General features: G+C 53.8%; 11 protein-coding genes. 8 read left to right on the top strand and 3 right to left on the bottom strand.

Annotated elements, in window-relative coordinates; translation table 11 throughout:
• From UC14_RS18125 to wrbA, 4 genes are all read left to right on the top strand, one after another.
• The coding region (locus UC14_RS18125; protein WP_198670087.1) for a YadA C-terminal domain-containing protein at positions 1 to 536 on the top strand (536 nt) is incomplete at its 5' end.
• A 49-nt stretch (positions 537 to 585) separates the two neighbouring features.
• The gene (locus UC14_RS18120; protein WP_013575299.1) at positions 586 to 1,002 is read left to right on the top strand and encodes a hypothetical protein; all 417 of its coding nucleotides are present in this window, start codon (positions 586 to 588) and stop codon (positions 1,000 to 1,002) included.
• Complete coding sequence (locus UC14_RS18115) at positions 999 to 1,223, top strand: hypothetical protein (protein WP_013575298.1); 225 nt, start codon at positions 999 to 1,001, stop codon at positions 1,221 to 1,223. The genes UC14_RS18120 and UC14_RS18115 overlap by 4 nt, the downstream gene beginning before the upstream one ends.
• 306 nt (positions 1,224 to 1,529) lie before the next feature.
• A complete protein-coding gene (gene wrbA / locus UC14_RS18110; RefSeq protein ID WP_015689874.1) occupies positions 1,530 to 2,129 on the top strand; it encodes an NAD(P)H:quinone oxidoreductase in 600 nt (199 codons plus the stop codon).
• A gap of 55 nt (positions 2,130 to 2,184) precedes the next feature.
• On the opposite strand, the gene UC14_RS18105 is transcribed toward wrbA, so the two are convergent.
• Both UC14_RS18105 and fusA read right to left on the bottom strand, forming a co-directional pair.
• Positions 2,185 to 2,373, bottom strand: a complete 189-nt coding sequence (locus tag UC14_RS18105; protein ID WP_013575291.1) for a plasmid maintenance protein CcdB — start codon at positions 2,371 to 2,373, stop codon at positions 2,185 to 2,187.
• 98 nt (positions 2,374 to 2,471) lie between these two features.
• Positions 2,472 to 4,577 carry an elongation factor G gene (gene fusA, locus UC14_RS18100; protein WP_013575289.1) on the bottom strand — a complete coding sequence of 702 codons (2,106 nt, stop codon included), beginning with the start codon at positions 4,575 to 4,577 and terminating at the stop codon, positions 2,472 to 2,474.
• 237 nt (positions 4,578 to 4,814) lie between these two features.
• Between fusA and UC14_RS18095 the strand changes: the two genes are divergently transcribed.
• Positions 4,815 to 5,168 carry a helix-turn-helix transcriptional regulator gene (locus UC14_RS18095; protein WP_013575288.1) on the top strand — a complete coding sequence of 118 codons (354 nt, stop codon included), beginning with the start codon at positions 4,815 to 4,817 and terminating at the stop codon, positions 5,166 to 5,168.
• Here the strand turns inward: UC14_RS18095 and UC14_RS18090 are convergent.
• A complete protein-coding gene (locus tag UC14_RS18090) occupies positions 5,165 to 6,082 on the bottom strand; it encodes a LysR family transcriptional regulator (RefSeq protein ID WP_198670086.1) in 918 nt (305 codons plus the stop codon). The genes UC14_RS18095 and UC14_RS18090 overlap by 4 nt on opposite strands.
• Positions 6,083 to 6,232: 150 nt before the next feature.
• Between UC14_RS18090 and UC14_RS18085 the strand changes: the two genes are divergently transcribed.
• From UC14_RS18085 to UC14_RS18075, 3 genes are all read left to right on the top strand, one after another.
• The gene (locus tag UC14_RS18085; RefSeq protein WP_173362069.1) at positions 6,233 to 6,790 is read left to right on the top strand and encodes a chromate transporter; all 558 of its coding nucleotides are present in this window, start codon (positions 6,233 to 6,235) and stop codon (positions 6,788 to 6,790) included.
• The gene (locus UC14_RS18080) at positions 6,790 to 7,308 is read left to right on the top strand and encodes a chromate transporter (protein ID WP_013575285.1); all 519 of its coding nucleotides are present in this window, start codon (positions 6,790 to 6,792) and stop codon (positions 7,306 to 7,308) included. The genes UC14_RS18085 and UC14_RS18080 overlap by 1 nt, the downstream gene beginning before the upstream one ends.
• A 94-nt stretch (positions 7,309 to 7,402) precedes the next feature.
• A partial coding sequence (locus UC14_RS18075; RefSeq protein WP_112198145.1) for a glycoside hydrolase family 3 protein occupies positions 7,403 to 8,973 on the top strand: 1,571 nt, incomplete at its 3' end.

The following is an 8,973-nucleotide window of genomic DNA, read 5'->3' as shown; positions in this document are numbered from 1 at the left end:
AAAATGACCCTACCGGGAATCCCGTTAGTGTTAACACGACAGAGCAGCAGAATCCTGTTATTCCCAAAAAACAGGGGATTACATCGCAGCCCGGCTCCTCCCCCTATTCACAAGATATAAGGGTTCGTTCAAGCTATTACGACCAACAGATCACTGCCCTGAATGCCGAAGCTGAACAAAATCACGCCGAAATTCTCTCTGAATCTCACAGCCGTGCTGCCGCAGATGCTCAGGTGTTGCAGAAGTCTCAGGACTACACCAACTCAAAATTCTCCGCGTTAAAATCTGAGGTTGATGACAACAAAAAAGAAGCCGCTGCCGGATCGGCTTCCGCTATGGCGCAGGCCAATATCCCTCAGGTGCAGGAATCCCAACAGTTCGCGGTGGGTGCCGGTGTCGGCGGTTATGATGCGCAAAACGCCCTGTCCGTTGGCGCTTCATTCCATGCCAGCAGATCCACCATTGTCAAAATGTCAGTCTCCGACGACACGCAAAGTAACTTTGGTTATGGCGCTGGCGTGAGCGTTGGCTGGTAAATCGTTCCGGGGGCTCCGTCCCCCGTTCTTCCCTTTCAGGTAAATCTCAATGAAAAAATTTATCGTTTTTGCAGCCATTATCCTGCTTTCCGGTTGCTCTACTCAGGCTTCAAGAATGGCTGACTGCCAGTCACAGGGCGTCTCCAAAGATACCTGTTATATGGCTGAACAAAATCGTCAGACCGCCATTCAGAGTGTTGCCCTTAAGCAGGCAATGGAAAATGCCTCCACGCAATATGCCCAGGCCGCTAAAAAGATCGTGCATGCGCGTATTAAAGGTATCGACGTCAAAATCTTTCCTGCGGATAAACAGGGATATATCGAAGGGACCGCCGCATATCTTGATGAAGATAACGCAGATGCTCAGGTCTATCGCAAAGGCGTTTTCACAGCGATTTATTACAAGCGCACGCACAAGCTGGTTCTGATGCGTGACGGGCAAATTTATGGAAGGACGCCGATATGAAAAAGCACCACACCGATCAGTTCAGACATCTGCCACCGGGGCAGCAATATACCTGCCTGAAAATGTTACAGCGCGTTGAGGAAACCCCGCTGACCGACGGGGTGACCGGCGTCGCTGTATCGGTCATGATGAAAGACGGTCATACCGCCACACTCAGTAAATTCATCGCGCAACCTGATGAAATCTCAATTCTGGTCAGTTGGGAAAAAGAAAGAGAATAATGCACTCTGACTACGTTTTTATATCTCCTGCCCTCCTCTCCCGCCAGTCCCGCACTTCTGTTCTAGTATATAGAGGTGCGAAACCCACCTTCTCTGCACCTTTGCCCTAATTAATTGATGAGTCTGTTCAAAAATTTGCGTTTGTAACTCACGCCTTATGCGCGGACGATGGACTCTCTTGCTCATGACTAACGCCTTACAGGCGCAGGAGTAAACGTGGGATTTTTAAGCGAATTTTTCGCCCGTATTACCGGCTCCAAAACCCGGCAGGATACGGTAAAAACATCACCTCAACAGGAGTTAAAGATGGCAAAAGTACTGGTTCTCTATCATTCCATGTATGGTCATATTGAAACGATGGCGCAAAGTGTTGCAGAAGGCGCACGCAGCGTACCCGGGGTTGAAGTCACAATAAAACGCGTCCCTGAAACCATGCCGGAAGAAGCCTTTAAGGCTGCCGGTGGTAAAACCGGTCAGACGGCAGAAGTCGCTTCCCCCGCAGAACTCGGCGATTACGATGCCATCATCTTCGGCACACCGACCCGATTCGGTAACATGACTGGCCAGATGCGCACTTTCCTTGATCAGACCGGCGGCCTGTGGGCCAAAGGCGCACTGGCAGGCAAAGTCGCCAGTGTATTCAGCTCAACCGGCACCGGCGGCGGTCAGGAAATGACCATTACGTCAACCTGGACCACCCTCGCCCACCACGGCATGATTATCGTTCCAATCGGTTACACCACACCTGAACTGTTCGATATTTCTCAGGTTCGCGGCGGTACACCTTATGGTGCCACCACCATCGCCGGTGGCGACGGCTCGCGCCAGCCGAGCGCAGAAGAACTACGGATTGCCGTACATCAGGGCAAACATGTGGCGACCATCGTCAGTAAACTGGTCAGCTAAATAACCGCGTAAAATAAGGCGCAGAATTCTGCGCCTTAAATTCCTTACAGGCCTGTTAAAGCACGCCACGCCCCTCTGAAAACAGCCCTGCTCTACTTGTAAATTCATTACATGTATCAATAGCTTCTGCGTTTTCTGATTGTTCCCAGGAATCAGTTTGGAGACTTTGGTTTGTTTCTAAACTGTTAGCGTCTTTTACAAAAATCGCCGGGTTTTCTTTAATTCCTTTTACTAAGCACGTCATCACAAGTTCCTTTAGTAATTTCAGCTGTCTTTTCTACGACCAAAAAAAACGGCCCTTGCGGACCGTTTTGTCTCTGACGGAGATTACGCCGGTTTTGCTTATTTACCACGCGACGCAATAATGTTTTCGGCCACATTGCGCGGTGCCTCGGCATAGTGATTGAACTCCATGCTGTAGGTTGCACGACCTTGCGACATCGACCGCAAAACGGTGGAATAACCGAACATTTCAGACAGCGGCACTTCGGCTTTGATAATTTTACCGCCACCGCCCGCGATTTCTTCCATGCCCTGCACCGTACCGCGACGCGACGATAAATCGCCCATCACGCCACCGGCATACTCTTCCGGCGTTTCCACTTCCACTTTCATCATCGGTTCCAGAATCACCGGATCGGCACGTTTCGCCGCTTCTTTGAAACCAAAGATCGCCGCCATTTTGAACGCCATTTCCGAGGAATCGACCTCGTGATAGGAACCAAAGGTCAGCGTCACTTTCACATCGACCACCGGATAACCGGCCAGAATGCCGTTGTTCAGCGCTTCCGTGACCCCTTTTTCAACCGCAGGGATATAGTCGCGCGGCACCACGCCACCTTTGGTCGCATCCACAAACTCAAAACCTGTGCCTGCCGGCAATGGTTCGAGCGTGAAGACCACGTGGCCGTACTGACCTTTACCGCCGGACTGACGCACAAATTTCCCTTCGACATCAGTCACCGTTTTGCGCACCGTTTCACGGTACGTTACCTGCGGTTTACCGATGTTGGCTTCCACACCGAACTCCCGTTTCATACGGTCGACGATGATTTCCAGATGCAATTCGCCCATACCGGAAATGATCGTCTGGCCGGATTCCTCATCGGTGCGGATACGGAACGACGGGTCTTCTGACGCCAGCCGTGACAGCGCGATGCCCATTTTCTCCTGATCGGCTTTAGTCTTCGGCTCGATGGCCTGCGAAATCACCGGATCCGGGAACTCCATGCGCACCAGCGTAATGATGTCCGAAGGATCACACAGTGTTTCACCTGTCGTCACATCTTTCAGCCCCACACAGGCGGCGATATCACCAGCACGAATTTCGTCAATCTCGATACGGTCATTGGCATGCATCTGCACGATACGGCCAATACGTTCCTTCTTGCCGCGCACCGGGTTATACACGCTGTCGCCTTTTTTCAGCACGCCGGAATAAACACGGACAAACGTCAGCTGGCCGACATACGGGTCAGTCATCAGTTTGAATGCCAGCGCCGAAAACTTCTCGTTGTCATCAGAGTGACGGAAAACGTCGTTACCGTCTTCGTCTGTGCCCGCCACCGGTGGAATATCCAGCGGAGAAGGCATCAGTTCGATCACGGCATCGAGCATACGCTGCACGCCTTTATTCTTGAACGCACTGCCGCACAGCATCGGCTGGATTTCACCGGCGATAGTGCGCAGACGCAGCCCTTCGGTAATTTCATCCTCAGTCAGCGTGCCTTCTTCGAGATATTTATCCATCAGCGCGTCATTAGCTTCAGCGGCTGCCGACACCATTTTCTCGCGCCATTCTTCTGCCAGAGCCTGCAATTCTGCCGGGATCGCTTCATAGGTAAAGGTCATACCTTGTGTCGCGTCATCCCATAAAATGGCGCGCATTTTGCGCAAATCCACCACGCCGGTGAAATGCTCTTCTTTACCGATCGGAATGACAATCGGCACCGGATTGGCTTTCAGCCGGTCCACCATCATCTGGCGGACACGGAAGAAATCTGCGCCCTGACGGTCCATTTTGTTGACGAACGCCAGACGCGGCACTTTGTATTTATTGGCCTGACGCCAGACGGTTTCAGACTGTGGCTGCACGCCGCCCACGGCGTCGTACACCATCACCGCACCGTCGAGAACGCGCATGGAACGCTCCACCTCAATGGTGAAATCCACGTGCCCCGGGGTGTCGATAATGTTAATGCGGTGCTCATCGAAGGAGTGATCCATCCCGCGCCAGAAACAGGTCACGGCGGCTGACGTAATGGTAATGCCGCGTTCCTGTTCCTGAGCCATCCAGTCTGTGGTCGCACCGCCGTCATGCACTTCTCCCAGCTTATGATTCATGCCGGTATAGAAAAGAATACGCTCGGTGGTGGTGGTTTTACCTGCGTCGATGTGTGCTGAGATACCGATATTGCGGTAGCGCTCGATTGGCGTTTTGCGAGCCATATAACGTCCTTACTGGTTGATGGCTAAGTTGGCGGAGAGTGGTTTTCACGTCCCGTCACAAAGTAATGAGTACTAAACTTCTTAATGCGGAGAGTATACTACAATTGTACGTGTATATTCGTACAATAAATTTATTCTATCGATGAAATTGGTCAGAGGCCGTCGCGTTGTACAGCAGCAGAGGGATAGGCTATATTGCGCGGCCGCCGATGAGCGTCGTTAAAGTAAAGGAACAATATGATAGCCAACCATCCTGAGCGCGAGCAGATCCGCCTCGAAAATGTTCTGACTGCGCTGGGTAATCCGTTACGTCTGGCCGTGGTGCGCACCCTGGCAAAAGGTGGCGAGCATCCTTGCGGAACCTTATTACAGGGCCTGTCAAAATCGACGCTGACGCACCACTGGCGCGTATTGCGTGACAGCGGCGTTATCTGGCAGCGCCCTGACGGTCGTGCCAATTTGCTTTCGCTGCGCCGCGAAGATCTGGATGCCCGCTTCCCCGGCCTGCTCGATTCCCTGCTCAGCGCCATCGAATCCGACGGCATTACACTGGAATCCACCCAGAAACACATTTCCGAGCAGCACCTTTAATGAGCCGTCAGTTGCGATTTTACAAGATCGCAAAACGTATTGATTATAGCCGATGAATGGCTGTCTTCGCGCCGCGCGAGATATAACGGTGCGCTGAGTTGTGTCGCGGCGTCCAGCGGCAAAAATATCACCCCGTCCCCGCCCAGCCGGGTCATGGATTCCGGCACAATAGAAATCCCCAGTCCGGCGCCGACCAGGCTCAGACAAGAGGTTAAACGTGGCGCTTCCTGCACGATATGCGGACTGAAACCGGCACGCACATACGCCGCCAGTATGGCATCGTACAATCCCTGACCGGCGCGACGGCGGTATAATACAAAAGGCTCGTTACTCAGATCTTCGAGTCTGAGTGGCTGACTGGCTGGTTGCGACGCCAGTTTGTGTCCGGCCGGAACCGCCACCCACATCGGTTCCTCCAGTACCTTTTCCATCTCTAACTCCGGCATATCTTTGACCCGCATGCGCACAAAAGCGACATCCAGCTCGCCCGCCACCACGGCGGCCAGCAATTCGCCACTGCCACTTTCCTCAAGCTGAGTGCTGACGGCCGGATAAATTTCCCGATAACGGCGCAACAGCGCGGGCACAAAAGTATGCAGCGCGGCCGAGCTGGTGAAACCGATGCGGATCCGACCCTGTTCGCCCTGCGCGGCACGGTGCATGGCAGCGCTGAGCTGAGCGGCACGTGCCAGCACGGCACGGGCTTCCTGCACTAACACTTCACCCGCTTCGGTCGGGATCACCCCGCGCGGCAAGCGTTGTAATAAAGGGATGCCAAATTCCTGCTCCAGTCCCTGTAACAGGCGCGTCAGCGGCGGCTGTTGAATAAACAGCAATTCTGCGGCGCGGGTAATGCTGCCCGCTTCCACCACGGTAACAAACGCATTCAGACGTTTCAGTTCAATCATAACCATACCTTCAGGGTATCTTTAGCCATTAATAAATGCATTAGACATCATGGCACATCCACGCGCATGATCCTTAACAGAATTTACGCCTCTGGCGGCTTTGGATTACTTTTGAGGGAGAGTGTGAAAATGTCAGCGCAAACGCAGGAAAAATTAATGCCTGAGACAGAAGAAAATACCGCGCCACAACCCGATTGCAGGCAACTGTTTATGGGCTTTTTCGTCCTTGGCCTGACCGGTTTCGGTGGCGTGCTGCCGATGGCGCGACACATGCTGGTGGATAAACGCCACTGGCTGACCGCCGCTCAGTTCACCGAGTTGCTCGGGTTGTGCCAGTTTTTACCCGGCGGCAACATCATTAACCTGTCGGTCGCACTGGGGATGGAGTTCCGCGGATTACGCGGCGCATTATCGGCGCTACTCGGACTTATTCTCGCGCCGACGATTTGTGTGGTGCTGCTCGGCCTGGTGTATGCACGTTATCAGAATGAACCGCTGGTGGAACATCTGTTCGCCGGGATGGCGGCGGCGGCGGCCGGTTTACTGCTCTCGACCGGCATCAAAATGCTTGCTCCTTTGCGGGGGAAATGGCTGCAACTTTTGCTGGTTGCCGTCGGCGTAATGGCAATTGCCGTGTTCCGGATCCCGATGCTGCCGGTCATGCTGGTGCTGGCCCCGGTCAGTATTTTCATCTGCGCGAGGAGTAAATTCTGATGCCAGTTTTACTTTCTCTTGCCCTGTTATTTACCGAACTTTCCGTGCTGGCATTTGGTGGCGGAAATACCATTCTGCCTGAGATGCAACGTGCAGTGGTGCAGGTGCATCACTGGATGAGTGCGCAGGAGTTCAGTGCGCTGTTCGCCCTGGCACAGGCCGCTCCCGGCCCGAATATGATGATCGTGCCGCTGATTGGCTGGCAGGTTGCCGGATGGTCAGGATTGCTGGTGTCTTCTCTGGCAAAATTTGGTCCGTCGTCAATCATTACACTTGTCGTGATGGGCGGCTGGAAACGTTACAAAGACCGTCCGTGGCGGCAGATAGTGCAACGCGGGCTGGTGCCGGTGACGGTCGGGCTGGTGGTGTCGAGCGGATTACTGATCGCCAAAGCCTCAGCCACCACGCTGACGCTTGCGGGGGTGATCGCCTTGTGTACCCTGCTGGCGCTCAGTAAGCGTATCCACCCGTTATGGGTACTGGCCGTTGGCGCGGTGCTCGGACTGGCATTCGGCTGACATCATTGCGAAGCAGATCGCAACATTCAGCTGGCAAATAGGTTATTGATTGGGAATTGAGTTCTTCTATAGTTATCAACCATTAAGGACGATGATGAAAATCAAACCTCTGAGCCTTGCTGTCGCTGCCCTGCTGCTTTCCTCACCTTCTGTTTTTGCCGCCGATAATCAACCGGAACTTAGCCAGCGCGAAGTGACGCTGCTGACTGTCGACGGCTTACAGTTCAAAGATCTCGATCATTCCGGGAAACTGGAACCTTATGAAGACTGGCGACTGACGCCGGAAGAACGAGCAGCGGATCTGGTGAAACGCATGACGCTGGAGGAAAAAGCCGGGGTGATGATGCATGGCTCGGCACCGACGGCCAACAGCCCGATCGGCGCAGGCACGCATTATGACATGGCAGCGGCGGAAAAGATGATTGCCGGCGCGAAGGTCAACAGCCTGATCACCCGGCTTTCGGCGAACGACCCCGCCATGATGGCGGAAGAAAACAATAAACTGCAGCAGATTGCCGAAAAGACGCGCCTGGGTATTCCGGTCACCGTCAGCAGCGACCCGCGTAACTCATTCGAGTATCTGGTCGGTGCGAGTACCTCTTCCGGTAAATTCACCCAGTGGCCGGAAACCTTAGGACTGGCGGCGATTGGCAATGAGAAACTCACCCGCCGTTACGCCGATATCGTCCGTCAGGAATATCTGGCCGTCGGTATTCGTGAGGCACTTTCACCGCAAGCCGATCTGGCAACAGAGCCGCGCTGGGCGCGTATCAGTGGCACCTTCGGCGAAGATCCGACACGGGTGCATAACATGGTGCGCGGGTATATCGAAGGGATGCAAAACGGTCCTGACGGGTTAAATCAGGGCAGCGTGATTTCCGTGGTCAAACACTGGGTCGGCTATGGCGCGGCTGAGAACGGTTTTGACAGCCATAACGTCTACGGCAAAAACGCCGTCTTCCCCGGCAATAATCTCAAAGAACACATCTATCCGTTTACCGGCGCGTTTGAAGCCAAGGTCGCCAGCGTCATGCCGACATATTCAATCCTGAAAAATGTTTCCGTGGACGGCAAACCGCTCGAACAGGTCGGTGCCGGATTCAGTCATCAGTTGCTGACCGACATTCTGCGCGGACAATACGGTTTCAAAGGCGTCATTCTCAGCGACTGGCTGATCACCAGCAATTGCGAAAACGAATGCCTGAACGGTTCGCCGGAAGGTAAAGAACCGGTGCCCGGTGGCATGTCGTGGGGTGTCGAAAATCTGACGCCGCAACAGCGTTTCGTGAAGGCGGTGCTGGCGGGTGTCGATCAGTTTGGCGGCGTGACCGACTCACAGTTGCTGGTCAGCGCAGTGCATGAAAAGCAACTGACTGAACAGCGCCTGAATGAATCTGTTGTGCGTATTCTTGAGCAAAAATTCCAGACCGGACTGTTTGAAAATCCGTATGTCGATGTGCAGAAAGCCACCCAAACCGTCGGGCGCGCAGACTGGCAAAAAGAAGCCAATTCGGCGCAGGGACATTCACTGGTATTGCTGCAAAATACCGATGATATATTACCGCTGAAAAAAGGCAAAAAGATCTGGCTGTACGGCATAGCACCGCAGGCCGCGACGGCAGCCGGTTTTACCGTGGTGGATGCGCGCATGCGTGTAAACCAGGG

This window comes from Rahnella sp. NRRL B-41462 (genome assembly GCF_003263525.1).
Taxonomy (GTDB): domain Bacteria; phylum Pseudomonadota; class Gammaproteobacteria; order Enterobacterales; family Enterobacteriaceae; genus Rahnella; species Rahnella aceris.
The sequence above is the reverse complement of the archived record's forward strand: the minus strand, read 5'-3'. Positions and strand labels throughout refer to the sequence as shown.